A 24,944-nucleotide genomic window follows, 5' to 3' on the forward strand; every position below is an offset into this window, starting at 1 on the left:
GATCGACTGATGACTCACCGGACACACCCCGGGTCCTGGCCGGTCGATCCTGTCGGATCAGCGCGCGGCGCCGGGCACCCGGACCGCGCGCAGCACCGCCCGGCGGCGTGGCGTGCCTGGCGGATAATGGTCGAGGCCGCGGGCGGCAGGGCCGGCGGCACCGATCATGGGAAAGGCGGAGGACGGATGACCTTGGCGGAAGGACGGCGCGTCAGGTTGGCCGAGGACCTCACGATCGGTGAGGCGCTCGCCGGGCAGCCCGAGGCCGTCGTCGGGTTCCTCTCGCTGGGAGCGGGGATCGAGGGCACCATCGAGCGGGTGGACGGGGAACTGCCGCAGAGCCATGCGGTTCTCGAATACCAGCGGCTCAAAGCGCTGTTCGGGGCCTACGGGCACACCATGCCGGTGGCGAGCCGGAAGCGGCTGGAGGCGGAGATCGCCGTGCTGGAACCGCAGTGGGCCGCGTACCAGGAGCAGGGGGACCTGGTGACGGTCCGCGTCCGCTGGGACAACGGCTTCGTAGTCGACAACGCACACCAGGCGATCCTCACGCCACTGTGACACAGAACCTCCCACTCCGGCGGGGACAGGCCAGGGCCGGGCGCGCCGGAGTCCTCGAGAACGAGCGGCGCAGGGCGGTGGAAGCAGGCTCCGACGCGGTCGAGCCAGAAGCCCTGTCGGTGGGGTGGACGCGATCTCGGCGCTGTTCGTCCCGGCCCGGTCGGCGACCCACCGGCCCCGGCAGCGGGTGGTCAGCGCTCGAGGGCCGCGGCGTGGTGGACCTCGCGGGGTGCGGCTCGGCAGGGGCAGCAGGCGAGTTCGCCTGCTGCCCCTGCCGAGCCGCTGCATTAGCATTCCGGGATGACAGCGAGCATCGAGGCCCTGTTCCCCAGAGACGGACGAGACGACCTGGTCGCTCTGCGCGCGGTCGACGCGGACGAACTCGCGCGGTACGTGGCCGATCCGGCCAACCCGTGGTGGCAGCGCAGGCCCTGTGCCACCGCCCTGGCCGGACGGGTGCCGGAGCAGCGCGTGCCCGAACTGCTCGCGCGGGTGCGAGATCCGCAGGAGGTGGGCGAGGTGCGCAAGGCACTCCTCGACGCCCTCGCGGAGCAGGCCGGCACCGGCCTGCTGCCCTGGCTGCAGCACGAGGACCAGCGGCACTCGCGGTCGATCGGGATGCCCGAGGCCTTCCTCAAAGCACGCGGTGTCCTCGGCGACCGCACAGCGACAGCCGAACTGGCGACGCTGGCGAACGATCCGTGGCGGCACCAGCACGTCGTCGGCGCGGCAGGGCTGGACGCGCTCATCGCCCGGTACGGGCTCGCAGCACTCCTGGCCGACCTCGGCGACCTGCAACGACCCGAGGACCGCGTCCTGCGCACCCGCGTCCGCCACCTCACCGGCGAGGACGTCACCGACATGCTCGCGGACCCCGACCGGGCAGTCGCACACCACGCCCAGTCGCTCCTGTCCGACGCGGACCGCCTGCGTGAGTACCTCGGCGGGGCGCCAACGACCGAGGCGAAGCTCTGGGCCGCATACGCGCTGCACCGCCTGACCGGCGACACGGCCCGCACCCGGGCGATCTACGACACGCTGGGCCGTCCCCGGGTCGAAGTCGCCGGTGTGGACGAGGAACTCCGCAAGGCGATCGTGCACCAGTACGGACACCGGTGCCAGCGCCAGAGCGATCCACGGTGGCGGATCGAGGCCCTGTGCACCGAGCAGCCCGAGCCCACCGACCAGGACGAACAACTCCGTCGGGCGACAACCGCACTGCTCGCGGCGGACCAGGCCCCGCAACCCCCTCTCTCCTGCGGCCAGTACCACCAACAGGGCGACGGGACCTACCACATCATCAGGTTCGGTGGGGCCAGGCCACTCCTCGTCAGCACACTCGGACGGTTCGTCACCGCGCAGGACGCCGATCCCGCCATCCGCCGGGCCCTGGAATCGGCGGGCTTCCGCTGGATCGATGCGACCACCGGCGCGATCCAGGTCACCGGACTCTGCGTCTACCACTTCGGGGCACGCGAAGCCCTCGACGTCCGTACCCTGCTGTTCTACTGGCAGGACTAGGCCGTGTCTGACAATTCGCGTCGGACAGGCCCGCGGCACAGCTCCGGAGCACAACCACTCGCCACCGCACGGGCGCTGAGCCGCCAGGACCCCGACGCCCGAACGTGGACGACGCGGCTCAGCCGTCCAGGCTGCCGAGTGCGAGTTCGGCGAAACGAGGCCAGGCACCGGCATGGGCCACGGGGATCGCGACCCAGTCCCTGAACGGGCGCTGCTTGCCGGAGGGATCGAAAAGCTCGGCTCCGGGCAGAGCGAGGGCCTCGGCGTGCGCAGGGGTGCCATTGCCCAGCCGGAAGGCCAACAGGTCACCCTTGAGGCAGACGAAGGCCTTGCCGTGGGCCTTGAGACCGCGTTTGCCGAACATCGCTCCGGCCGAGGCACCACGCGGGGCAAGGTCGGTGGCGAGTTCGTCGAACAGGGCATCAGAGGTCATGTGGCGGTTCCTCGTTCCTTCGAGTTGAAACGTCTCACGACATCCAACCGGCACACCTCCCGCCAGGGCCAATCCGGTGGACCTTCACGGTCACGGCACCAAGCTGAGGGCGGCTCAAAGCTGAGGACGGCTCAAAGCAGCACTGTGACTGTACTGTTACAAGCTGTAGAACATATTCTTACTCTTTCCCAAGTGTGGGACCGTACGGTCGGCGCCATGGTGTCGAGACCTCCCTCCCGTGCTCCCCGTCCGCTGGTACTGCTCTCCTCGGGCATCCGCCTGATCGCCGCGAGCGGGGTGGCCGGTGTCCTGCTCGCCGGTATCGCCCTTCCGTTCGTAGGCGGAGTGGGCCTGGGCGCGAAGGCCTCGGTCGACAGCTTCAACAGTCTGCCGAGCGACTTCACGACGCCGCCGCTCTCGCAGTCCTCCACGATCTACGACGCGAACAACAGCGTGATCGCCACCGTCTACGACCGCGACCGCACGGTGGTGCCCAGCGACCAGATAGCCCCGCTGATGAAATCGGCGCTGGTCGACATCGAGGACAACCGGTTCTACCAGCACGGCGCCATCGACCCGAAGGGCCTGCTGCGGGCGCTGGACAGCAACGCGAGCGGCGGTGGCACCCAGGGCGCGTCCACGCTGACCCAGCAGTACGTCAAGAACGTCTTCGTCGACGAGGCCGGCGACAACGCGGCGGCCGTGCAGCAGGCGCAGCGCCAGACCCTGGCGCGCAAGATCCAGGAGATGAAGTACGCGATCAAGGTCGAGCAGACCTTGACCAAGGACCAGATCCTGACCAACTACCTCAACATCACCTTCTTCGGCGAGGGCGCCTACGGAGTCCAGGCGGCCGCTCAGCGCTACTTCAGCACCGACGCGAAGAGCCTGACGCTCCCGCAGGCCGCCCTGCTGGCCGGCATCGAGCAGTCGCCCACCGACTACGACCCGATCGCGCACCCGACCAACGCCAAGACGCGGCGCGACACGGTGCTGAAGAAGATGGCCCAGTACGGGACCATCACCAAGGCCGCGGCCGACCAGGCGATCGCCACGCCGATCCAGCTCCGCGTCACCGCACCGCAGCAGGGGTGCATCACCGCCAAGGCGGGCGAGGGCTTCTTCTGCGACTACGTGAAGAAGATCATGCTCTCCGATCCGGCGTTCGGTGCCAGCGACGCGGCGCGCCAGGCGCTGTGGGACCGGGGCGGGCTGCAGATCCGCACCACCATCGACCCGAAGGCGCAGAACGCGGTGAACACGTCGATGGCGGACAACACCAGGGCCTCCGACCAGCCGGTGGCCGTGATGAGCGTGGTGCAGCCCGGTACCGGCAAGATCCTGGCGATGGGACAGAGCCGTCCCTACGGCCTGGGCAGCGACCAGACCACCATCAACCTGAACGTCAGCAAGGCGATGGGCGGCGGCCAGGGCTTCCCCACCGGTTCGACCTTCAAGGCGATCGTGGCGGCCGCCGCGATGGAGAACGGCCTGGGCGACGACACGAACCTCGACGTGCCGTACAGCGAGCCGTGGCCCACGATGACGGACTGCCAGGGCAACGTCGACAAGGCGCACGGCCAGACGGTGCACAACGACTCCACCTCGGAGGCCGGCACCATCGGGATGCCGCAGGCACTGGCCGAATCGATCAACACCTACTTCGCCGAGCTGGAAGGCCGGACCGGCCTGTGCACGGTGGACCAGATGGCCAACAAGCTCGGCATCACCCAGCAGTCCGGCGGCCTGCCGCTCCAGGTGGTCCCCGCGATGACCCTGGGCACCAACTCCCTGACCCCGCTGCAGATGGCCGGCGTGTACGCCACCTTCGCCGCCCACGGCACCTTCTGCACACCGATCGCGATCAGCTCGGTCACCGGCCCGGACGGCCGCAACCTGGCCGTCCCCTCGGCGAACTGCTCCCAGGCCATGTCCCCCAACACCGCCGACACGCTCACCGCGATGCTGCAGGGCGTGGTGCAGGACGGCGGCACCGCCAGCGGCCAGGGTCTGACCGGCCGCCCGTCCGCCGGTAAGACCGGCACCACCAACCAGGCCTTGCAGGCCTGGTTCATCGGCTACACCCCGGACGTGGTCGGCGCCACCGTGGTCGCCGACACCGGCACCCAGAAGCCCCTGCAGGGACAGGACTTCGGCCGCGGCCCGATCGAGACCGCCTTCGGCGCCCAGGTGGCGGGTCCGGTCTGGCACGAGGCGATGCAGGCCATCGTGGCCGGCACCCCGGTCAATGCCTTCCCCGACATCCAGTTGCCCACCCCGCCCCCGCAGAACAACACCAGCGACCCGACCGACGGCGCCAGCCCCTCCGGCGGGGCCACCCCGAACGGCCAAGCCGGCCCGTCGGGCGGGGCCACCCCGACCGACGGGGCCGCCGCCGGCCATTGACGCGGTCCCCAACGCCGTCCCATCCGTGGCCAGGGGACCCGCCGTCAGCACACCACGACCATCGGCGGTCCGCGGCCCGCGGCCTGAGATCGCCCCGTCATCGCCGAACCGGGCCTGTCGCCGGGGGAAGGGCGCCGCACCCGACGGAACGCGCGCGTTCCGTCGGGTGCGGTCAGCCACGGCCGGCGGAGCGCACGGAGCCGCTCAGGTGTTGCTGTACCAGCGGGGCGCGCCGTTGCACGGCGTCGTGTTCGGCAGCGGTGCGTAGACCACGAGGTTGCCGTCGGTCTGGAAACACAGGTAGTAGTAGGAGCCGGTGTTGCCCCCCGTCCCGGAGTTCCACAGCGGCTGATTGTTCTTCTGCACGACGAAGTTGCCGTCGTTCTGCATGATCGCCCCGGCGCCGGGGTGGCCCTCGGTCTGCGTGTTCCACAGCGGGTTGCCGTTGACGTCGTAGATCACCAGATTGCCGTCGTTCTGCATGGTGAGCTGGTACTCGCCCACGCACCAGCGGACCCCGGGGGCGAGGTTGCTGCCGGGTGCCCAGGCCTTGTCGGCCGTCAGGCCGACCTGGCAGGGCACCCAGGCATCGTTGGGGGCCACGGTCGCGGCAGAGGCTGGAGTGGAGCCGAACGCCGCCGCGGCGGCGAAGGCGACGGCGGCAAGCCGCAGGGCTGCCAGATGGGATCGCATAGGGGGCTGAACCTTCCTGGTCGATGAGTCAACGCTCTGGAAGTGCTCGAAGCCGTGCATGCCCCCGCCCAGCGGGAGCGCGGATCATCGTATCCAAGACTGGCATAGGCATGCCATATGCCATGGGCAGGCACCCTGCCGTGCGAGCAGCGCGGGAAGCCGTCCGCCCGCGCCACCGCCGGAGGCCAACCGCCCTGGGCGGTGATGGCGCGGTACGGGCGGTGATGGCGCGGCGCGGGCGGTGATGGCGCGGTACGGGCGGTGATGGGCGGCGCGGACGGTCGGCGCGGGTGAGAACGCTATCGACGATCGGCGCGTGCGCGCGTGCGCCGAGCCAGGATCACCCCCGTTTCACCTCGATCCGGCGCCCGCCCCCCGCGTGGCGCCGAAACCGGTCTCGTGGTCCCAGACGTGGGTGCAGCCCGGGCATTGGAGGTGCAGCACGCTGCCGGTGTTGGAGATCAGGTAGCGCCAGTGGTCACCGCAGGAGCGCCGCTCCCCGCAGGGGGCGCAGTCGCGGGCGTCGTCGCAGCGGGGGCAGGGCACCCAGGCGCGGCGGCCGATGTCGGCCTGCGGGTCAATGGGCAGCACGGCTCGGCCCCTCCCCCGGCGCCCCCGGCGCCCCGGGCAGCACGCCGGCCGCCACGAGCTCGGCGTACACCCGCTGCTGCTCGGCGTCGAGCCCGGAGTACAGCAGCGCGTACGCCGCCTCCTCCTCACGCAGCACCGCCACCGGGTCCCAGTCCGGCCCGAGCGCGGCCACGACCTCGGCCCGGCGGCGCATCTCGCCGGCGGTCAGGTCGATGTCGAAGGCCGTGAGCCCGGAGGCCGGGTCGGTCGGTGGAGTGGTGTTCGGAGCCATGCCCGCCATGGTTAGGCAAGCCTTACTTCGATGTCAACGTGTTCCCGGCCACTCCGCCGGGCCCGGATCCCGTCCCTCAGGCCGCGTCGCCGGGGCCTTGCGGGTACACCGCGTCCAGCAGGCCGCGGACGAAGCGGTCCAGGTCGTCCAGGCCTGCGGCGGCCAAGGTGGCGGGGCCGGCGTCCAGCAGGTGCGGGATGGCGGCGTGCAGGGCGAGGGTGACGGTGGCGGCCCGCCGCGGGGTGACGGGCAGGCCGGCGGCCCGCTGGGCCCATTCGAAACCGGCGAAGTCGGCGGCGGCGATCGGGTCGAGGATGGCCGACAGCCAGCTGCGGCGGCCCGCCTCGGCCCGCAGTTCGAGGTAGGCCAGCATGCGGGGACGCCCCGGCCCGGCAACGTTCTCCAGCAGCCCCCGGAGCACGGCGACCAGGCCTTCGCGGTCACCGGGGCCCGCTCCGGCGGCACCCAGTCGCGCCGCGACCGCGCGGTACTGCTCCTCACACCGCTCGGCCGCCGCACCGAGCAGGGCATCCCGGGTCGGGAAGTAGTTCTTCGCGGTGCCCAGCGGCACCCCGGCCACCGCGTCGACGGCCCGGTGCGTCAAGCCACGCCCGCCCGCCTCGGCCAGTACCTCGATGGCCGCGTCGCGCAACTGATCCCGGCGTTCCCGATTCACCGTCAGCACTCCTCACCTGCTTGGTACTTGTCCACAATACCCCAACCGTGGTACCACATCTGTGGTGGTCCGCTTGAGGAGCGGGCGGGCGGGCGGACGGGACGAATCGGGGAGGCGTGATGACCGGAACAGCGGTTGTCGTCGGGGCGGGGATCAGCGGGCTGGCGACGGCGATCGGGCTGCGCCGCGCGGGCTGGAGGGTCTCGATCCTGGAGCGCCGCACCGAACTGGAGCGGTACGGCGCCGCGTTCGCCCTCCACCCCGCGGCGCAAGCCGCCCTGGACCGGCTCGCGGTGGGCGAGGCGGTCCGAGGCATGGCCGTGCCCTACCGGGGCGCCCGGATCCGCGCCCCGCACGGGCAGGTGCTGGCGAGCCTCCCGCTGGAGCGCATCGAGCGCAAAGCCGGCCGCCCCGAACTCCTGATCTGCCGGCCCTACCTGATCGACATCCTGCTGGCCGAGCTGGACACCTTCGACGATGTGCCCCTCCGGTTCGGCGAGCAGGTCTCGGACGTCGCGGCGCTGGTGGCCGGCCACGACCTGGTGATCGGCGCCGACGGCATCCGCAGCGCCGTGCGCACGGCCTGCTTCGGGGCGCGCAGCGGTCCACGACAGGTGGGGAGCGCCGCCTGGATCGGCATCGCGGACTTCGAGACCGGCGTGTACGGCGAGACCTGGGGCAGAGGCCGGTTCTTCGGCATGACCCCGGTGGAGCCGGGACGCACCAACTGGTACGCCAGCGTGCCCGCGGCCACCACCGCCGCCCAACTGCGCGGATACTTCGAGGGCTGGCACGACCCCATCCCACGGATCCTCGCCGATACCGATCGCGCCGGCTGGATCCGCTACGACATGCGGCACCTCTCCCCCGCCCTGCCGACCTTCGTCCAGCACGGCAAGGTCGCGCTGGTCGGCGACGCGGCGCATGCCATGACGCCCAACCTCGGGCAGGGCGCGTGCACGGCACTCCTGGACGCCGAGGCGCTGACCCGGGCCGTCGCCGAGCGACCCACCGACCTGGACGCCGCCCTGCGCGCCTACGACAGGCAGCGCCGCCGCAGCGCCCAGCGGGTCGCCTTCGCCTCCCGGAGCCTGCACCGCTTCATGTCCACCGAGCGCACCCGGCTCCGCGACACGGTGATCCGGCTGCTGCCGAGCTAGGCCGTGTCTGACAGTTCCCGCCGGGCCGCGAATTGCCAGACACGGCCTAGTGCCGCGGAAGTTGTGCACCCCTGCACCCCGTCGGCGTCACCTACCGCCGGCAGCGGGGCAGGCCTCCGCGGCTCGGCGCCCGCACGGCACTGTGAGCGGAATCATGCCTCTCACTTCCGCACCGCATGATGCCTCCTCAAGTGGCCTTCGAGAGGCTCTCCCTCGGACTCCCGGCAAGCGGGAGCCGGAAACGGGGATTCTCCATGTTCATGAAGCGACTCACGGCCGGCGCTGCCACCGCGTGCCTGGCCGCCGCCGCGATGGTGGGGCTGGGCGCAGGCACGGCGCAGGCCGCCGGCGGCTGCTCCACCACGGCGCGGAGCAACTACGGTGCGACCTACCAGGTCTGCCTGTACATCAGCGGCTCCCAGGCCACTGTCAGCTGGACCGTGAACGCCTCCGGCGCCAGCACCGACGAGCGCGTCTGGGTCAGCCTGACCAGCTTCTGCCCGACACAGAGCTGGAACTGGAACGACTGGAGCGACGGCGCTCGCGACAACAACGGTGGCGCGACCACCAGTTGCTCGGCCGGAGGCTTCCACGCCACGATGATGCCCACGGAGTCCGGCCGCCAGTCCGGCGCCATCGTCCACTTCTAGGACACGGACCGCCGCCGACGTGCCAGGTGCCAGTGCTCCAGCGCCCTGGCATGTCGGCGGCCGGCCAGGACGCGCTCACCACCGGCCCGCACCGCCTCGCCGGCCAGGGTGTCGGCGGACAGCTCCTAGAGGAGGACGAGCAGCTTGGTGCCCGGCACCAGCTTCCGGTTGACGGAGGTCGATTGGACGAACACGGTGTACGACGGGTTGTCGCCCGGCTTCACCGTGGCCTCCGACGTCGGCAGGCCGAGGAGCCGGCGGGCCGCCGGGCCCGAGAACACCCTGCCTGTCGTCCGGCCGGTGGCCGGATCCTTCTCCGCCACGGCGAGTTGCTTGCTGCCCTGGATCTTCTCGCGCTTGGACAGCTCGTAGAAGGCGCAGCCGGTCTTGTACGGGTGCCCGGCGCTGGTGACGAAGTCGCGGATCGGAGTCTGCTGGTCGACCGGGATCAGGATGTACTTCCCGGCGTCCAGGGCGTCGAGGTTGGCCTTGACGTCGGCGGTGCTCAGGTCCTGGCCCATGGCGAAGAGGTTCCTGGTGCCGCGCACGCCCTTTTCGCGGCCTCGCAGGAAGCTGGTCGCGGCGGTCTTGACGGTGCCGATGGCCTCCTCGACACCCTTGCTGGAGTCCGCATCCCAGATCGCTATGTTGCCCGCGGGAAAGCCGTACTCCTGGGCGGTGCGCTTGGCCAGGGAGTTCGGGACGAGGATCGCCGAAGTCCAGTGGTCGGGGAGGTCGTCCATGGCGCTGCGAATGCGGTCCATCCACGTACGCAGGACGGCGGCACCCTGGCCGGCGCCCATGCGGATGTGCATCTTGCCGGTCCGCGAGCAGCCGGAGGCGTTCTCCTCGCCGTCGGTGACGAGGACCTGGAGGAAGGAGTGCTCCCCGTACCCTTCCCAGATGTTCTTCAGGTCGTCGATGGATTTCACGGCGGCCTCGATCAGCGCTGTCGCACCGTTGTCGACCTTGTAAAGGCCTTGCAGGGACGGCAGGTGCTTGACGTCCATGTCCCAGACAAGATTGTGCACTTCGTGGTCGAAGGCGTAGAGGCTGATGCGGGTCTCGTGGCCGAGCCGGTCGGACTCCTCTTGCAGGCCTTTCACGAACTCATCCACCACGCGGACGAGTTGCGTCTCGTGCTGGCGCATCGAACCGGACTTGTCGACGACGAGCGAGACATGGTTGACCTTGTGGTCGATCCTTTTCGCGGACATGGTTCTTCCCCTTTTCCGGCGCTCTTTTTCGACGCTCTTTCTGGCGCCTTTCCGGCGTCCCCTCCAGCGTTGTTCCCACAATAGAGCGGGGCACTGACAGCCGTTCCGGTCCGCGGTGCCACGGGCGCCGACCGCTCAGGCCCAAGGGGGTGAACGGGCTCGGCAAGGTTCGTCCATCCAGCTGCGCAGAGCCTCGCGGACCGTTCCCACCGTGCTCGCCGTGCTCGCCGTGCTCGCCGTGCTCGCCGTGCTCGCCGTGCTCGTCGTCACAGCTTCGGCGGCGCTCGCACTGAGCCCGGCCGCCGGGATCTCATGGTGCGTCAGACCTCGGGCGGGCAGCGGGAGAAGCGTCTCATCGCCATCGGGAAGCCGCCGCTGCCGCTCGCGGACCAGCTACGGCTCGGAGTGCGATCAGGCACGATGGAGCACCAGGAAGTCATCAGTTGCCCGGGAGACCACGAGACCGGCCTTGGCTGTCTCGCTTCCACCACGCCCGGAGCCACCGGCTCCACCTTGTCAGTAGGACCACGAACTCCACAACAGGCAAGGCACGCGCCGGAAATGATCGGATTTCGGTCTCCAGAAGGCCTGCTCGGCCCCAGCGCCGGCCCCGGGAGGCGGAACAGCCCGGGGCCGGCCCTGCGGAGCGGTCACTTCCGCCAGAACAGGTGGTGCGTCACCCCGCTCGGGCTGGGAACGACCTCCAGGTGGAACCGGTCGAGCAGCTCGTCGGGGGACTCCCAGAGTCGCACTCCGGACCCGAGCTTCACCGGCGAGACCGCCACGTGCATGGTGTCGACGAGGTCGGCGTCGAGGAACTGCCGGATGGTGCCGGCCCCGCCGCCGAGCCGGACGTCCTTGCCCCGCGCCGCCTCCCGGGCCTGCTCCAGGACCGTGGCGGGGTCCCCGTCGACGAAGTGGAACGTGGTGTCGGACAGCGTGAAGGAAGGGCGCTTGTGGTGGGTCAGGACGAACACCGGCGTGTGGAACGGGGGCTCGTCGCCCCACCAGCCCTGCCACTCATGGTCCTGCCAGGGCCCGCGCTGGGGACCGAACTTGTTGCGGCCCATGATCTCGGCGCCGATGTTGCGCGCGTAGTCCCGCGTGAGGTAGTCGTCCAGGCCCCGGCTCCCCCCGGGGTCCGTGCGCATGGGCCAGCTCGCCGTCGCGCCGGCCCAGGAGAACAGCCTCCCGGGATCGACATGGCCGAACGGCCGCTCAAGGCTCTGATCCTCCCCGGCACCGATCCCATCACTCGAGACGTTGAAGTTCTGGACCCTCAACAGCTGAGCCACGTGTTCCTCCTGAGTTGTCGACAACGGTGGTAAGGCTCGCCGGGCCAGGACGACCCGTCGCCGCGTCCGCGACCGGTCGGAAACAGGGCTGCCCAGCGTCCCGACCCGTGAGGTCCGCACGGAGGCGGCCGGGTCGGCAGGCCTGCGACCACCGTGAGACGGGTAGCAGTGTCCATGCGACGGAGTAGACCTCATCACACTGACACCGCTCCGGGGGTGCGACGACGCCGGAGCCGGACGGGTTCGCCTCGGCCCCGGTCGCCCGCAGGCGTCAGTCGGCGAAGTCCTGGGTCATCCACACCGTTCCCGAGGAGTCGCGCCACAGCTCGACACCGACGTGGTGGAACGACGGGTCGAGGATGTTGCGGCGATGGCCGTCGTTCGGCGCCTGCTCGGCCAGCATGCTGTTGGTCAGCCCGACGGCCATGCCGGCTATCGCGGCCGTGGTGTCGGCGACCGGACCGCCCTCGCCGATGTTCTCCCCCGCCGCCGTCCACTGCACGCCCGCGGCGTTCTCGCGCGCGCCGAAGGCGGGCTCACCCGGGCACTGGTGCTCCAGACCGCAGCCACCCGCCATGGTGTGGTTGTGGGCGTCCGCACTGGTCTGCAGGCCTGCGAGCATCTGCAGCGGTGCCAGGCCCTGGGCGGCGCGGGCCTGGTTGAGGACGGCCAGCACCTGGGCAGCCGCCGCGTCCAGCGCGGGGTCCGCACCGGCGGCGGGAGTGGAACTCGGCGCGGGGACGGGCACGGCGCCGGTGGTCGAGCTCGGGGTAGGGGCCGGGGCGGGCGCGGGGGCGGTGCCGGCAGGGGCGGTGGAGCTCGCGGCGGGCAGCGGGGTGCTGCCGGCGCCGGCCGGCGCCGGGGAGGCAGCGGCGGGCGGCGGGCTGAGCGGTGCGGCCCCCTTCGACGACGGCACGGCGACCGGAGAGCTCACCGCCACCGTGCTCGCGCCCGCGCCGGGCAGCCGAGCCGGCCCCGTGGTCGGCGCGGTCGCCGCCGCCGTGGTGCCGGCGGTCGCGCTCGGGGAACCGGACGCGGTGGTGGCCGGGGCGCCCGCCCCCGACTGCGGTTCCGGAGCCGAGAGCGGCGTCCCGTCCTGCGGGCCCGGCGACAGGACCCTGCCCCCCACCACCACGGTGGTCGCCGTCGCCGCCAACGCGACCGCGGCCAGCAGCGGCTTGGCACCGGGCACCCCTCGCCTCCCCCGGTGCCGGCCGCTGCCGGCCGCCCGGCGATGGGCCCCACCACCAGGCCTGCGGGGCACCGGACCCGGCCCGTACCCAGCTGTCGGCCCTTCACTCTCCCAGGGCTGCGCAACCAGCTCGGCGTCGGCGACGTACCGCGTCATCAGCACTCCTCCTGTCAAGGGCTCAACGGCCTTCCATGGCAGGAGACCCCCAGGACATCGACGGATAACGGAAAACCCGGAACGAATCAGTGATCGGGCGCCGCCCGACCGCTCTCACCTCCCGGTCGGGCAGTCGTGCCCGTCGCCCGGCAGGCCCACGACGTTCAGCACGGGGCCGCTGCCCTGGAGGATCTCGAAGGTGAACGTCGTGGCGGAGGGCGTCGCCACGAGTGAGCACTGATCGCCGAAGGTCAGCGATGGGTGGGGCTGCCAGGGACAGCCGGCCTGCTCCAGGGCGGACACCACGTCCGCGAAGCCGATGGCCGCGGGGAAGGTGCCGCTCCCGCCGGCGAGCGACGGGGGGAGTTCGACGACATCACGCCAGGTCTGGATGCAGACCAGGTTGACCCTGCGGCAGCGGCAGACGCTCAACTCAAGGTCGCCGTAGCCGAAGAGGCGCGGCCATTGCCTGCGCCGGCTCATCGATCCGGCATCCCACGGCTCACCGGCGACCGCGGTCACCTCGCTCAGGTCCGCTCCGATGAACACCGGGCCCAGCCGGCCTGTTCTTGCCACTTCGGTCAGGACATCGAGGATCGCCACGGGACGGAGCCTGGCAGACGCGCCCACCGGAGGTCCCGCCGGGGCGGTCCGCGCACCGCGTTGGCCCCCGGGGCAGGACCGCGATCCCGCCCCGGGGGCCAACGCCGAACGAGCGCCTGTGCGCCCGTGCGCCCGCGCGCCCGACGCGCCCGTGCGCCCGCCCCCGCAGTGCCGGCCCCCGGTTCGGCGCGCTCCTGGCCGGTGCGGGCGGCCGGCACGGCGGCGGGCCTCGCCTACTCAAACGGTCGTAGCTTCACGCAAGTTCACGGAGGACGGATTGAGCGGAGCGCCTCGTCGATGCACAGTCAAATCCCGTACCACCCAACGCCCGTCCGTCCCCCAGGAGATCCGATGAACAGCTCCGCACCACGCCCGTCGGCCCGCCGCCTGGCACTGCTCGCGGCCCCGTTGCTACTCGGCCTGGCCACCTTCGCCACCACTACTCCCGCCCAGGCCGCCCCCGCCACCCCCGCCGCCCCCGCCGCCCCCGCCGCCCCCGCCGCCCCCGCCGCCCCCGCCCGCGCCAACACCGCGCTCACCGTCGGCGGCATCGACTGCACGGACGACGGCGTGATGCCGGGACGGGTGAACGTCGACCAGTTCGACTGCGACGCGGCGGTCGACGGAGGGACCGGCTCCTACACCTACACCTGGACGAGCATCGCCAACAGCAGCCTCTTCGGCTCGACCAACACCGACGACCCCTGGGGCCAGTGCGTCGTGGGCCTGCGCTCCAGCATCAAGGTCACCGTCCAGGACAGCTCCGGCGCCACCGCCGGCGGACAGGCGGGCTTCCTCTGCTCCGACGCGTAGCGGTCACCCCGGTCGCCGCCAGGCAGTGAAGGCACCCGCGGCCCAGGCCGGGAGCCCCGCTACGGGGCCTCCCGGCCCACGGCCCGGCACGGCCGGTCACGCCGCTGGGGCGGCCCCGTCGTGGGTCGGCCCGGCCGCGGACATGATGGCCTGCCAGGGAGCGGAGTCGAAGATGAGCGCGATCGAGGTGATCCGGCCCTCGTGGAGCCGGAAGTGCTCGGCCGTGTGCTGGGTGATGCCCACCGCCGGGGCGGTGTGGAGGTCGTAGACCAGGGTGGCCTCGGTCGCACCGTACGCCTCGCTGATCAGCTCGACGCCGGTGACGATGCTCAGGAGCCCGTCCAGGCCGTCGAGGTGGCCGGCGGCTGGTCGCCCCGGCCCGCTGTCGGGTGCCGCTCGATGCGTTGCTGGTTCTCGACCAGGCGCAGGCACAGGTCGCGGAACCTGCTGAGTTCGTCCTCGGTGAAGCCCTGGAAGACGGCGGACATGGCGCGCTGCGTCGGCTGCCGGAAGGCATCCAGCCAGTCGCGGCCGGCCGGTGTGATCCTGGCCCGCACCGACCGGCGGTCACGCTGGTCCTGGACCCGTTGCGCCAGTCCGTCGTGTTCGAGCGTGTCGACCAGGCCGGTCACGTTGCGGGAGCTCACCCCCGCCGCGAGCGCCAGTTCGCCGATGCTGATCCCCTCGTCCGCGGCCGTACTCAGCCGCGCGAGGACGTCGAGCGCCCCCGCGCTGAGCCCACGCCCTCCCGCACCGTGCGAGCGCAGCCGGTCGACCGCCTGCGAGGCGGACCGGACGGCTGCGGCCGCCTCCAGCGCGCGGGTGTCGCCGCCCGCCGCGAACGCCCGCATGGGCTCCCGGACACCAGGGTCGTAGCGGAAGCCGTCAGGGTCACGGGGCAGACCAGATTTATGTACGTGCTTCATAATGAAGCCACACTCTACCCTGCCGCTGCCGACGCCACCAGGGACCGACGCCGGCGGGGAGCACCGCCGCGCGTGACGCATATTCGGTTGCCCCGCGCCGAGGAGAACTGATCAACTGCCCGCAAGTAGTCCCCACCGAGGAGCAACTGATCATGCGTCCTGCCTTCATGTCCCCCCGGAAGACCTCTTCTCCCTCTTCGAAGGACATGACTGCTCGTGCGTATTCTCAACCTCGGCATCCTGGCGCACATCGACGCCGGTAAGACCAGCCTGACCGAACGGCTCCTGCACACCGCCGGTGTCATCGACACGCTCGGCAGCGTCGACGACGGGAGCACGCAGAGCGACTCCATGGCCCTGGAGCGCCAACGCGGCATCACCATCAAGTCGGCCGTGGTCTCCTTCACCCTCGACGACCTCCTCGTCAACCTGATCGACACGCCCGGCCACCCGGACTTCATCGCCGAGGTCGAGCGGGTGCTCGGGGTGCTCGACGGAGCCGTGCTGGTCGTCTCGGCCGTGGAAGGCGTGCAGGCGCAGACCCGCGTCCTGATGCGCACACTGCGACGACTCGGCATCCCCACCCTGGTGTTCGTCAACAAGATCGACCGCCGCGGCGCACGCGAAGCGTCACTCCTGCACGAGCTCGGCACCAGGCTGTCGGCCCCGATGGTGGCGATGGGCCGGGTGCGCGGCGCGGGTGGCGCGCAGGCCGGGTTCGAGCCGTTCGCCGAGTGCGACGCGGGATTCACCGCCCGGCTCGCGGAGCTGCTGACCCGTCAGGACGACTCACTGCTCGCCTCCTTCGTCGCCGACGAGGCGGCACTGACGCCGACCCGCCTGCGTGGGGCCCTGGCCGAGCAGACGAGGCAGGCGCGGGTGCATCCCGTCTACTTCGGCTCCGCGGTCACCGGCGCGGGACTCGGCCCCTTGGCCGCGGGGCTGCGCGCCTTCCTGACCACGGGATCGACCACGGGATCGACCACGGGCACAGACGTCGACGGCGGCGCCGGCCCGGACCACGAAGCGGGCGAGGCGGTGAGCGGCACGGTCTTCAAGGTCGAGCGCGGGCCCGCCGGGGAGAAGATCGCCTACGTCCGCCTCTTCGCGGGGACGCTGCGGGCCCGCCAGCGGGTACGGTTCGGCTCACCGCAGGCCGGCGGGCGTCGGGACGAGGGCAAGGTCACCGCGACCGGCGTCTTCGAGCAGGGCACCGCGCTGCGGGACACGGCCCTGACCGCCGGCCGCATCGGCAAGGTGTGGGGGCTGGGCGCGGTCCGGGTCGGCGACACGCTCGGGGCGCCGAACCCCCGCAGGACGCGAGCGCACTTCGCTCCGCCCACCCTGGAGAGCGTGGTCCGGCCCGACCGGCCCTCGGACGGCGCCGCGCTGCACACGGCGCTGACCCAGCTCGCGGAGCAGGACCCGCTGATCGACCTGCGCCAGGACCGCGAGAACAACGAACTCCGCCTGTCGCTCTACGGCGAGGTGCAGAAGGAGGTCATCGCCGCCACGCTCGCCCAGGACTACGGCCTCACGGTGGCCTTCCACGAGTCGACGACGCTCTACGTCGAGCGACCGGCGGGCACCGGAGCGGCTGTGGAGACCATGCGCCAGGAGCCCAACCCGTTCCTCGCGACCATCGGACTGCGCGTCGAGCCGGCACCGCCGGGCAGCGGCTCGCGGTTCCTGCTGGGGGTGGAGCCCGGGGCGATGCCGGCCGCGTTCTTCAAGGCCGTCGAGGAGACGGTCCACGAGACGCTGGAACAGGGGCTGTACGGATGGCAGGTGCTCGACTGCACCATCACCATGACGCACAGCGGATACGCCCCGCGGCAGAGCCACTCCCACGCCGTCTTCGACAAGAGCATGTCCAGCACCGCCCGGGACTTCCGCCAACTGACGCCGCTGGTACTGATGGACGCGCTACGGCGGGCGGGGACACGCGTCCACGAGCCACTGCAGCGGTTCCGCCTGGACCTGCCCGCCGACCTGGTCCCCACCGTGCTCCCCGAGCTCTCCCGCCTCGGCGCCGCAACCGGCGACTCCACCCACCAGGGCGCCTCGGCCGTGCTGGAGGGCACCATCACCGCAGCCGCCGTACCCGCGCTGCGGCAGCGCCTGCCCACCCTCACCAGCGGTGAAGGCACCCTGGAGTGCGTCTTCGACAGCTACCAACCGGTCCGCGCCGCGGCACCCGAACGCCAACGCACCGGCCACAACCCCCTGGACCGCGACAGCTACCTGCTGCGCGTGCTGCGCCGCACGACCCTGACCAAGTGACCGAAGCGCGCGGAAGCGGCGCACCTGCCCACCAAGACGACGGGCGGGCCGGGCAGACCTGGCCGGGCGGTTCTCCGCACCCGTCCGCCCGTCGCCCGTCCACCCGTCCACCCGGCCACCCGGCCACCCGGCCTACCGGCCGGCCGTGAGGTGGGCGGAGACCACGGTGTTGGACTGGTAGCCGGAGCGCTTGTCGTAGCTGCCGCCGCAGGTGATGAGGTGCAACTCCGAGCGTCGGGTGGGGCCGTAGACGGCGGTGTCGGGGAACGCGCTCTTCGGGTAGACCCGCACGGCGTCGATGGTGAAGACCGCGATCCGGTGGTCTCGCCGGGTCACCTCGACCAGGTCTCCCGGATGCAGCAGCCCCAGGAGGTAGAAGACCGCCGGGCCGGTCATCGTGTCGACGTGTCCGATCGCGATCGCGTTGCCGACCGCACCGGGGCTGGCGCCGTCCCGGTACCAGCCGACCAGGTTCTTGACGGCCACCGGTGGTGTGCTGAGGTGGCGGTCCGGGTCCAGGCCGAGTCCGGTGACCGGGGCGTCGACCCGGATCGAGGGGATCCTGATCCGGACGGGGTCCGAGGGCGGCATCGGTGCCGCGTCCGGTTGCGGCGATCGGGCCGCCGCGGTGGCCCGGGCCCCGTCGCCACCGCCCTGGGGCTGACCGGCGGCGGTCGGCGGCAGCGGCTGGGGCGGCCCGGTGACCCGGATGCCCTCGTGAAGCAGCCAGAGGCCACTCGCCACCGCCGCGGCCGTGGCGCCCGACACCATCCGGTGGGCGCCACGGCCACGGCGACGCGGGGGCCGTGCGTCAGGACTCCGCATCGCGGCTGGCTCGGCGGCGCAGGGCGCGGATGCCGAACGCAGCCGCGGCGGCCGCCAGCAGGGCCGAGCCGGCGATGATCTCCTGCTGGTCCGGTCCGTGCGAGCTGCCTCCGGCACCGGCGCCGATCGGACCCACCGGTCCTACACCGCCGGGACGGCCGGGCCCGCCACCACCGGGGCCACCACCGCCACCCGGGCCACCGCCGCCAGGTCCACCGCCGCTCCCCGGCCCGCCACCGCCGGGCCTGCCGCCACCGCCGGGGCCACCACCGCTACCCGGTCCCCCGCCACCGGGCCTGCCGCCACCGCCACCGGGCGGGGTCGCGGTCGGCGTCGGAGTCGGGGTCGGCGTGGGGCCGGCGGTCGGCGTGGGGGTGGGTCCGGTGGCGCACCGGGCCCTGGTGATGGTGTTGGTGTCCAGCGTGACGGCTCCGTTGCGCGCCAGGGTCCGGCCTTCGATCACCGTGCCGGTCTGCGCCGCGATGGACGTCAGCGCCAGAATGTTGCCCTTGAACGAGGAGTGCGTCCCCAGGGTGGCCGAACTACCCACCTGCCAGAAGACGTTGCACGCCTGCGCACCGCCGATGAGGGCCACGTCGCTGGCCGAACCGGTGATCAGCGTCGAGGCGACCTGGAAGATGAACACCGCGTTGGGGTCCCCCTGCGCGTCCAGCGTCACGGTCCCGGTCAGTCCCAGCGGGCCGGTGGACTTGTAGACCCCCGGCGTCAGGGTCCGCCCGACGAGGTCCCCCGCGACGCTGGCCGTCGGGGCCCGCCCGGCCGCGTCGTTGTAGGCGATCACCAGGTCCGACTGCGCCTGCAGGGCCGCGGCGTCGGCCACGTGGCGTGCCCCGTGGACCACACCGGGCGGAAAGCCGGTGACCGAGGAGCCGGGGCTCAGGCCCAGGTCGCCGGTGATGTCGCTGGGGCCGGTGTTGGTGACCGTCGACCCACCCAGGACCGCGTAACTGCTGTCGGTCCCCAGCGCGACCGGCGCGTCCGCGGCGTACGCCGCCCCCGGCAGCAAGGCCGCCGTCGCCGTCAGGAGCGCCACCCCGGGGATCAGGACGACTCCGCCGTGGAGGCGGGCGCGTCTGCGCCGTCCGGTCGGCTGGGTGAGCGGGATGGGGACGTCAACTGCCATGGGAGAGGACCTTCCTGGTCGTGGACAGGCCAGAGCGCCCCGGAACGGGGAGCACCGGGCAACCGATGGTGCGCGGGGCGGGCACCACCGGCCAGCCACGCGCGCCGAGCCTTCGCGATCACTCCGGCGGGACCGTGCAACGCCCCGCGTCAACGGCAGTGACGCGCCGCAAGTAGCTCGCATACGTCCCAATAGCACCACACGCCCACCACTTTTCCGAGCAACCAAACGTGTGAGGTTCCGATGGCGAACGAGTGCTTCATTGCCGACTTTTGACGCAGCGTCGAGTTGCGGTACGGCCGCGCGGCGGAGCGGCCGCCGCCCGGCGGAGCCCGGCCGGACCGCTGCGCCTTCAGCCCCGCCTGCGCCGCTTGCCCCCGGGGCGCCGCGAGCGGGCGAGCCCGTCGAGTTCGCCGACCGCCGCGCTCAGGTGTCCCGCCCCGGACCGGGTCCGTCCACCAGCGCACCACCAGAACAGCCGGCCCTGCTCCGCGCGCGGATGCATGCCGAGATCGTGCTCGACGCAGGGCGGCCACGCCTGCCAGAGCCGCTCGGTGACGGTCTCCTGCGCGGCATCGACGACCGCCGCGAGCGCCAGGGCGAGGCTCTGCGCCGACTCCGGGCGCAAGGGGTTCCCGTGCCACTCACCGTCGGCCAGGGCGACAGTGACGTCCTCACGCCCGCCGTCACCCTCACCCTCACCCTCGCCCTCGCCCTCGCCCTCGCCCTCGCCCCAGGAACGGTGAGCGAGCAGCCGCAGCGGCTCCCGCTCCGGCAGCGTGGCCGCCAGGTCGCGGTTGACCATGGCCAACGCCTCGTCCCAGAAGGGGAATTCACCCGGCGGAACCGGGCGGGCCGCAGGGGGATCGAGGCGGTCGAAGGGAGCGCTCATGGTGGACATCCTGCCCGGTCGGGCACCGGGGCCACCCGGGTACCCGCGCACCCCGGCTCTCAGGACCGAGGCCGGCGCCGCCGATCGGCCGGCCGCCCGGTTTCAATCGCGCAATAAAGTGATATCACTATGCTAGATTCATGCCATCAGGTGGGACAGGAGAACCCGGCCGACGAGCCGCTCCCTCACCCCGGACGGAAGAAGGCGCACCATGAGCGAGATCCAGCCGCCGGCGGTTCCCGACCTCCCGGCCATGCCCGCGCCCAGCACGCAGGAGCGCACCATCGGCGGCGCTCCCGGGCTGCTGATGCTGGGCCTGTGCGTGCTGTTCCTGCTGGGCGGCATCGCGCTGTTCGTCGTCGGCGCGGCCCTCGGGCACGGCGCCGCCAAACCCGCGCTGCTCAGCGCCGGCGCGCTGGTCGTCGTCGCCGGCGTGATCTGCACCCGCGGGCTCACGGCGGTCGCGCCCGGTCAGGCCCGGGTGGTCCAGTTGCTCGGCCGCTACCGCGGCACCCTGCGCTCCCCCGGGCTGACCTGGGTCAACCCGTTCACCACCCGCCGGACGGTGTCGACCAGGATCCGCAACAAGGAGACCGAGACGGTCAAGGTCAACGACGCCGACGGCAACCCGATCGAGATGGCGGCGGTGGTCGTCTGGCAGGTCGAGGACACCGCGAAGGCCCTCTTCGAGGTGGACGACTTCCGCCAGTTCGTCGCCATCCAGGCGGAGACCGCGGTGCGGCACATCGCCAACAGCTACCCGTACGACGCCCGCGAGGCCGGCCAGGTCTCGCTGCGGGACAGCGCCGAGGAGATCACCCGCACGCTCTCCGCGGAGATCTCCGCCCGGGTCGCCTCGGCCGGGGTCCGGGTGGTCGAGTCCCGGATCACCCGCCTCGCCTACGCCCCGGAGATCGCCCAGGTCATGCTGCAGCGCCAGCAGGCCGGCGCCGTGGTCGCCGCCCGCCGGCGGATCGTCGAAGGAGCGGTCGGCATGGTCGAACTCGCCCTCGCCCGACTCGCCGAGAACGACATCGTGGAACTCGACGAGGAGCGCAAGGCCGCCATGGTGAGCAATCTGCTGGTGGTGCTCTGCGGCGACCGCGGCACGCAGCCGGTGGTCAACACCGGCTCCCTCTACCAGTAAGAGCGCCAGGTGGCGACCGAACGGAAGAAGATCCTGCTGCGGCTCGACCCCGCGGTGCACGACGCGCTGGCCCGCTGGGCGGGCGACGAACTGCGCAGCACCAACGCGCAGATCGAGTTCGTGCTCCGGCGGGCCCTGGGCGATGCCGGCCGCATGCCCAAGGACGCCGCCGGCATCGCCCGCCGCGGACGCCCGCGCAGGTCGGACGAGCCGCAGGACGGGCCGAATGAACCGGACGAGCCGCAGGACGGGCCGGACGGGCCGCAGGGCCAACCGGACGAGCAGCGGGGATAGCGCAGCCGGGACAGGGGACGGGATCCGCCCCCACCGAGTACCGGCCGGCCGCCCACCGAGCGAGAGGAGCACATCCATGGACCTGCCCGACACCCTGGCGGGCCGGCTCTACCTGCTGGCCCACCGGCCCGGGAGCCACCGCCTCACCCGCCGCTCCGACCTGGGCGTGATGCTGCGGGCAGCGGCCCTGACCGACCTGCTCCAGCAGGGCCTGCTGGTGGACCAGGGCGGCCACCCGCGCCCCGGCCGCCCGGCCCCGGCCCGGCTCGACCCGCTGCTCGCCGACACGCTCGACCGGATCACCGCCGCGCCCCGGCTGCGCAGTTGGCGCCACTGGACCGCGGCGGACCCCACCGGCGCCCTCCGCACGGTGCGCGGGCGCCTCGTCGAGCAGGGCCTGCTCGACCTCACCGAGCACCGCGTACTCGGCCTCTTCCCGACCCTGCGCCCCCAGCCGCGCGACCCGCGGACCCACGAGCGACTCACCGCCGCGATCGAGCAGGCACTCACCGACCCGCTCCCCCGGGTGGCGCCCTGGCAGGCCGCGCTGGTCTCGCTGGCGGCGGCCGGCGACCTGCGCACCGCGCTGAGCGGCCCGCAACGCCGCGCACACCGCGAACGGCTCGCCGAACTCACCGCGCTCACCGGCGCCCCCGCACCCGCCCTGCGCCACGTCGTCCGCTCACGCCGAGCCGCGCGCTCGGGCTGACCACCCGTCAGACGTGATCCACGCCCTCCGTCGATACTCCTCAAGTACCTTTTTCCACAGTCGAGTTCTCGACCTCCGGGACTACGGCACCAGCCGCCGCGGAGGATGCGGGCGCACCACCGCGATCCCTAGCCTGGGCGCAACGCATCGACGGAGCATCTGGAGCCACCCATGGCGGCCCGACCCCGCACCCGCACGCCGGTCAACGTCAACTCCCTTGCCAGCTCCAACTCCAGCTCCAACGACCGCGCCGACGCCGACGCCCGCACCAGTGCCCGCGCCACCACCCGCCCCCGCCCGGCCAGAGCCGCCGCGGCCCTGGCAGCGGCGGTGGCGGGCGTGCTGGCCGCGACGGTGAGCGCCGCACCTGCCGCGCCGGCCGCACCCGCGACCAACCGGCTGGACGGCACCTGGCAGACCGACGGCTACGGCATGGTCATCACCATCGAGGACGGCCAACTGACGGTCTACGACCGCACCCGCGCCGACTGCCTGCCCGACCAGCTCAGCGCCGCGCAGCTCGCGGCCCCGGGCCGGAACGGCACCACCCGCTACGGCAGCGGCGGGGTGCCCCTGCTGACGGTCACTCCCCAGGGCCGGCAGCACGCCATCGCCCGGAGCGACGGCTCGGTCGGCCACATCCGGCTGGACCGGCTGGCCGCCCTGCCCGCGCTCTGCGCCGCGCCACCACCGACCACGCCGCTCACCGTCTTCGACGACTTCTGGGCGAGCTTCGCGGAGAACTACCCGTTCTTCACCGCCAAGGGCATCGACTGGCAGGCCCTGCGGGACCGCTACCGGCCCCTGATCGGCCCGGGTACCACCGACGCCCAGCTGGGGCAGATCATGACCGACATGCTCGCCCCGCTGCACGACGCGCACACGGCGCTGGCCTACCAGGGCGGCACGGTGTACTCAGGGCTGCGGTCGGGCACCCGGTCGCAGACCCCGCAGTTGCGGGCCCAGGCGCAGGCGGCCGTCGACGCGCAACTGGTGGGCCCCGAGCAGACCTGGGCCCAGGGCAAGGTGGGCGTTGGCGAACTACCCGGCCGGATCGGCTACCTGCGGATCTGGTCCTTCGACGACTACGTCGACGGCGGTGGCTACCAGCAGCAGGCGGCCGTCCTGGACCAGGCGCTCGACGCGCTGCTCAGCACCGCGAACACCACCGGACCCGACGCGCTGCGCGGCCTGGTGATCGACGTGCGGCTCAATGCCGGCGGCTCCGACGCGCTCGGGCTGCGCGTCGCTTCCCGGCTGACCGACCAGGCCTACACCGCCTACCGCAAGCGCGCCCGCAACGACCCCGACGACGCCACCCGCTTCACCCGCCCCGAGCCGATCACCGTGGACCCCGCCGCCACGCCCCGCTGGACCGGGCCGGTCGCGCTGCTCACCAGCAGCTACACCGGCAGCGCCGGTGAGACGTTCACCCAGGCGCTGATGGGCCGCGGCCCCCAGGTGACCCGGATCGGCGACAACACCCAGGGCGTCTTCTCCGACGTGCTGCTGCGGACGCTGTCCGCGGACTGGCTGACCGCGCTGCCCAACGAGGAGTACCTCGACGCGCGCGGGCACACCTTCGACGGCGCCGGCATCCCGCCCGACCTGCGCACTCCCGTCTTCACCGCGCCGGAACTCGCCGCCCGCCAGGACTCCGCCCTGAGCGCCGCCCGCCGGCTGCTCGACCCGACCGGCCGGCACTGAGATCCGTCCGGCGTCCCGCGCGGGATCACTCCACCGCGGCCGGCCCCTCCAGTCGGCGAGGGCGGCTACCGGACGTGACGGCACCGGACGTGACGGCGAGGATGTCGCGGACCGCCTCACGCAGGCTCCCGAAGTGGCGGTGCACGCCATCCACCGCCACGGGCGCGTTGACGCCCCACACCGTCATCCCCGCGCGCAGACCGGATTCCACCCCGGAAGGGGCGTCCTCGATGACCAGGCAGTGCGCCGGTTCGACGCCGAGCCGCGCGGCGGCCCGCAGATAGGGCACGGGTGACGGCTTGCCCTCCGCGACGGCCGCCGCGTCCACCAGGACCTCCGGCACCGGCAGGCCGGTCCGGGCGAAGCGGCCGCGTACCCGGTGCTCGTAGTTCGAGGTCACCAGCGCCCAGGAGCCCGGCGGCAGGGCGCCCAGCAGTTCCGAAGCGCCGTCGAAGGCCGCGTAGACACCGGATCGGACGTCCTCGTCCTCCAGCGCGTGCAGCACCGCCAGGCACTCGCTCGGGTCCTGGTCCGGAGCGACCTGCGCGAAAGTCTCCAACGGTCTCGTCCGCAGCGCCGTCCGGTAGACCTGGTCAGGGTCCAGCCCGTACCGCTCCGCCCACGTCCGCCAGACCTGGCGCTGATTGTCGACGGCATCGATCAACGTGCCGTCGACATCGAACAGGACACACTTCACGGCCCCGGGCCCGGGCGGTTCGCTGATCACACCCCGATCATGCCATCGGCGCCCGAGCAGGCGGTTCACGGGACGGCCTCGG

The 24,944-nt window shown here is 72.4% G+C and carries 26 protein-coding genes; 11 read left to right on the forward strand and 15 right to left on the reverse strand.

Features of this window, described 5'->3' with window-relative positions; all coding sequences use genetic code 11:
- The first annotated feature begins 216 nt into the window (after positions 1 to 216).
- Complete coding sequence (locus OG455_RS37065; protein ID WP_266301155.1) at positions 217 to 561, forward strand: hypothetical protein; 345 nt, start codon at positions 217 to 219, stop codon at positions 559 to 561.
- 300 nt (positions 562 to 861) lie between these two features.
- Entirely contained in the window at positions 862 to 2,082 is a 1,221-nt protein-coding gene (locus OG455_RS37070; RefSeq protein ID WP_266301156.1) for a hypothetical protein, read from the forward strand.
- Between the two features lie 118 nt (positions 2,083 to 2,200).
- Here OG455_RS37070 and OG455_RS37075 read toward each other — a convergent pair whose 3' ends face one another.
- Positions 2,201 to 2,515 carry a hypothetical protein gene (locus OG455_RS37075; RefSeq protein WP_266301157.1) on the reverse strand — a complete coding sequence of 105 codons (315 nt, stop codon included), beginning with the start codon at positions 2,513 to 2,515 and terminating at the stop codon, positions 2,201 to 2,203.
- Between the two features lie 216 nt (positions 2,516 to 2,731).
- On the opposite strand from OG455_RS37075, the gene OG455_RS37080 reads away from it, so the two are divergent.
- Positions 2,732 to 4,921 (forward strand): transglycosylase domain-containing protein, encoded by a 2,190-nt coding sequence (locus OG455_RS37080; RefSeq protein WP_266301158.1) that lies wholly within the window; start codon positions 2,732 to 2,734, stop codon positions 4,919 to 4,921.
- A 204-nt stretch (positions 4,922 to 5,125) separates the two neighbouring features.
- Here OG455_RS37080 and OG455_RS37085 read toward each other — a convergent pair whose 3' ends face one another.
- The 4 genes from OG455_RS37085 to OG455_RS37100 all read right to left on the reverse strand — a co-directional run bounded on the left by OG455_RS37085 (position 5,126) and on the right by OG455_RS37100 (position 7,152).
- Positions 5,126 to 5,614 carry a hypothetical protein gene (locus OG455_RS37085; protein WP_266301159.1) on the reverse strand — a complete coding sequence of 163 codons (489 nt, stop codon included), beginning with the start codon at positions 5,612 to 5,614 and terminating at the stop codon, positions 5,126 to 5,128.
- Positions 5,615 to 5,965: 351 nt separating this feature from the next.
- Positions 5,966 to 6,205, reverse strand: coding sequence for a hypothetical protein (locus OG455_RS37090; protein ID WP_266301160.1), 240 nt, complete (start codon positions 6,203 to 6,205; stop codon positions 5,966 to 5,968).
- Complete coding sequence (locus OG455_RS37095) at positions 6,192 to 6,476, reverse strand: DUF6400 family protein (protein WP_266301161.1); 285 nt, start codon at positions 6,474 to 6,476, stop codon at positions 6,192 to 6,194. The genes OG455_RS37090 and OG455_RS37095 overlap by 14 nt, the downstream gene beginning before the upstream one ends.
- Positions 6,477 to 6,552: 76 nt before the next feature.
- Positions 6,553 to 7,152 (reverse strand): TetR/AcrR family transcriptional regulator, encoded by a 600-nt coding sequence (locus OG455_RS37100; RefSeq protein ID WP_266301162.1) that lies wholly within the window; start codon positions 7,150 to 7,152, stop codon positions 6,553 to 6,555.
- A gap of 119 nt (positions 7,153 to 7,271) precedes the next feature.
- Between OG455_RS37100 and OG455_RS37105 the strand changes: the two genes are divergently transcribed.
- Both OG455_RS37105 and OG455_RS37110 read left to right on the forward strand, forming a co-directional pair.
- Entirely contained in the window at positions 7,272 to 8,312 is a 1,041-nt protein-coding gene (locus OG455_RS37105) for an FAD-dependent oxidoreductase (protein WP_266301163.1), read from the forward strand.
- A 260-nt stretch (positions 8,313 to 8,572) separates the two neighbouring features.
- A complete protein-coding gene (locus OG455_RS37110; RefSeq protein ID WP_266301164.1) occupies positions 8,573 to 8,962 on the forward strand; it encodes a hypothetical protein in 390 nt (129 codons plus the stop codon).
- A 125-nt stretch (positions 8,963 to 9,087) separates the two neighbouring features.
- On the opposite strand, the gene OG455_RS37115 is transcribed toward OG455_RS37110, so the two are convergent.
- From OG455_RS37115 to OG455_RS37130, 4 genes are all read right to left on the reverse strand, one after another.
- Complete coding sequence (locus OG455_RS37115; protein ID WP_266301165.1) at positions 9,088 to 10,179, reverse strand: vWA domain-containing protein; 1,092 nt, start codon at positions 10,177 to 10,179, stop codon at positions 9,088 to 9,090.
- A 650-nt stretch (positions 10,180 to 10,829) separates the two neighbouring features.
- Entirely contained in the window at positions 10,830 to 11,474 is a 645-nt protein-coding gene (locus tag OG455_RS37120; protein WP_266301166.1) for a dihydrofolate reductase family protein, read from the reverse strand.
- Between the two features lie 271 nt (positions 11,475 to 11,745).
- Positions 11,746 to 12,666, reverse strand: coding sequence for a CAP domain-containing protein (locus OG455_RS37125; protein ID WP_266301167.1), 921 nt, complete (start codon positions 12,664 to 12,666; stop codon positions 11,746 to 11,748).
- A gap of 270 nt (positions 12,667 to 12,936) precedes the next feature.
- On the reverse strand, positions 12,937 to 13,425 hold the full coding sequence (locus OG455_RS37130; protein WP_266301168.1) for a hypothetical protein: 489 nt from the start codon (positions 13,423 to 13,425) through the stop codon (positions 12,937 to 12,939).
- 351 nt (positions 13,426 to 13,776) lie between these two features.
- On the opposite strand from OG455_RS37130, the gene OG455_RS37135 reads away from it, so the two are divergent.
- Entirely contained in the window at positions 13,777 to 14,238 is a 462-nt protein-coding gene (locus tag OG455_RS37135; protein WP_266301169.1) for a hypothetical protein, read from the forward strand.
- Between the two features lie 96 nt (positions 14,239 to 14,334).
- Here the strand turns inward: OG455_RS37135 and OG455_RS37140 are convergent, their stop codons facing one another.
- Positions 14,335 to 14,670 (reverse strand): hypothetical protein, encoded by a 336-nt coding sequence (locus OG455_RS37140; protein WP_266301855.1) that lies wholly within the window; start codon positions 14,668 to 14,670, stop codon positions 14,335 to 14,337.
- Complete coding sequence (locus OG455_RS37145; RefSeq protein ID WP_266301170.1) at positions 14,568 to 15,089, reverse strand: MarR family winged helix-turn-helix transcriptional regulator; 522 nt, start codon at positions 15,087 to 15,089, stop codon at positions 14,568 to 14,570. The genes OG455_RS37140 and OG455_RS37145 overlap by 103 nt, the downstream gene beginning before the upstream one ends.
- Before the next feature lie 291 nt (positions 15,090 to 15,380).
- On the opposite strand from OG455_RS37145, the gene OG455_RS37150 reads away from it, so the two are divergent.
- Positions 15,381 to 17,447, forward strand: coding sequence for a translation factor GTPase family protein (locus tag OG455_RS37150; protein WP_266301171.1), 2,067 nt, complete (start codon positions 15,381 to 15,383; stop codon positions 17,445 to 17,447).
- A gap of 132 nt (positions 17,448 to 17,579) precedes the next feature.
- Here OG455_RS37150 and OG455_RS37155 read toward each other — a convergent pair whose 3' ends face one another.
- From OG455_RS37155 to OG455_RS37165, 3 genes are all read right to left on the reverse strand, one after another.
- Positions 17,580 to 18,218 carry a class F sortase gene (locus tag OG455_RS37155; RefSeq protein ID WP_266301172.1) on the reverse strand — a complete coding sequence of 213 codons (639 nt, stop codon included), beginning with the start codon at positions 18,216 to 18,218 and terminating at the stop codon, positions 17,580 to 17,582.
- Between the two features lie 40 nt (positions 18,219 to 18,258).
- Positions 18,259 to 19,416 (reverse strand): ice-binding family protein, encoded by a 1,158-nt coding sequence (locus OG455_RS37160; protein ID WP_266301173.1) that lies wholly within the window; start codon positions 19,414 to 19,416, stop codon positions 18,259 to 18,261.
- A gap of 352 nt (positions 19,417 to 19,768) precedes the next feature.
- Positions 19,769 to 20,308 carry a hypothetical protein gene (locus OG455_RS37165; RefSeq protein WP_266301174.1) on the reverse strand — a complete coding sequence of 180 codons (540 nt, stop codon included), beginning with the start codon at positions 20,306 to 20,308 and terminating at the stop codon, positions 19,769 to 19,771.
- Between the two features lie 211 nt (positions 20,309 to 20,519).
- Here OG455_RS37165 and OG455_RS37170 point away from each other — a divergent pair, with 211 nt between their 5' ends.
- The 4 genes from OG455_RS37170 to OG455_RS37185 all read left to right on the forward strand — a co-directional run bounded on the left by OG455_RS37170 (position 20,520) and on the right by OG455_RS37185 (position 24,165).
- Positions 20,520 to 21,455 (forward strand): SPFH domain-containing protein, encoded by a 936-nt coding sequence (locus OG455_RS37170; RefSeq protein WP_266301175.1) that lies wholly within the window; start codon positions 20,520 to 20,522, stop codon positions 21,453 to 21,455.
- Between the two features lie 9 nt (positions 21,456 to 21,464).
- Complete coding sequence (locus OG455_RS37175; protein ID WP_266301176.1) at positions 21,465 to 21,749, forward strand: hypothetical protein; 285 nt, start codon at positions 21,465 to 21,467, stop codon at positions 21,747 to 21,749.
- Between the two features lie 76 nt (positions 21,750 to 21,825).
- A complete protein-coding gene (locus OG455_RS37180; protein ID WP_266301177.1) occupies positions 21,826 to 22,458 on the forward strand; it encodes a GPP34 family phosphoprotein in 633 nt (210 codons plus the stop codon).
- 171 nt (positions 22,459 to 22,629) lie between these two features.
- Positions 22,630 to 24,165: a S41 family peptidase gene (locus tag OG455_RS37185; protein ID WP_266301178.1), complete on the forward strand. Its 1,536-nt coding sequence runs from the start codon at positions 22,630 to 22,632 to the stop codon at positions 24,163 to 24,165.
- Between the two features lie 25 nt (positions 24,166 to 24,190).
- Here the strand turns inward: OG455_RS37185 and OG455_RS37190 are convergent, their stop codons facing one another.
- A complete protein-coding gene (locus OG455_RS37190; protein ID WP_266301179.1) occupies positions 24,191 to 24,892 on the reverse strand; it encodes an HAD family phosphatase in 702 nt (233 codons plus the stop codon).
- Positions 24,893 to 24,944 lie beyond the last annotated feature (52 nt).

Origin of the sequence: Kitasatospora sp. NBC_01287, from assembly GCF_026340565.1 — a bacterium.
In the GTDB taxonomy this organism is placed as follows: Bacteria; Actinomycetota; Actinomycetes; order Streptomycetales; family Streptomycetaceae; genus Kitasatospora.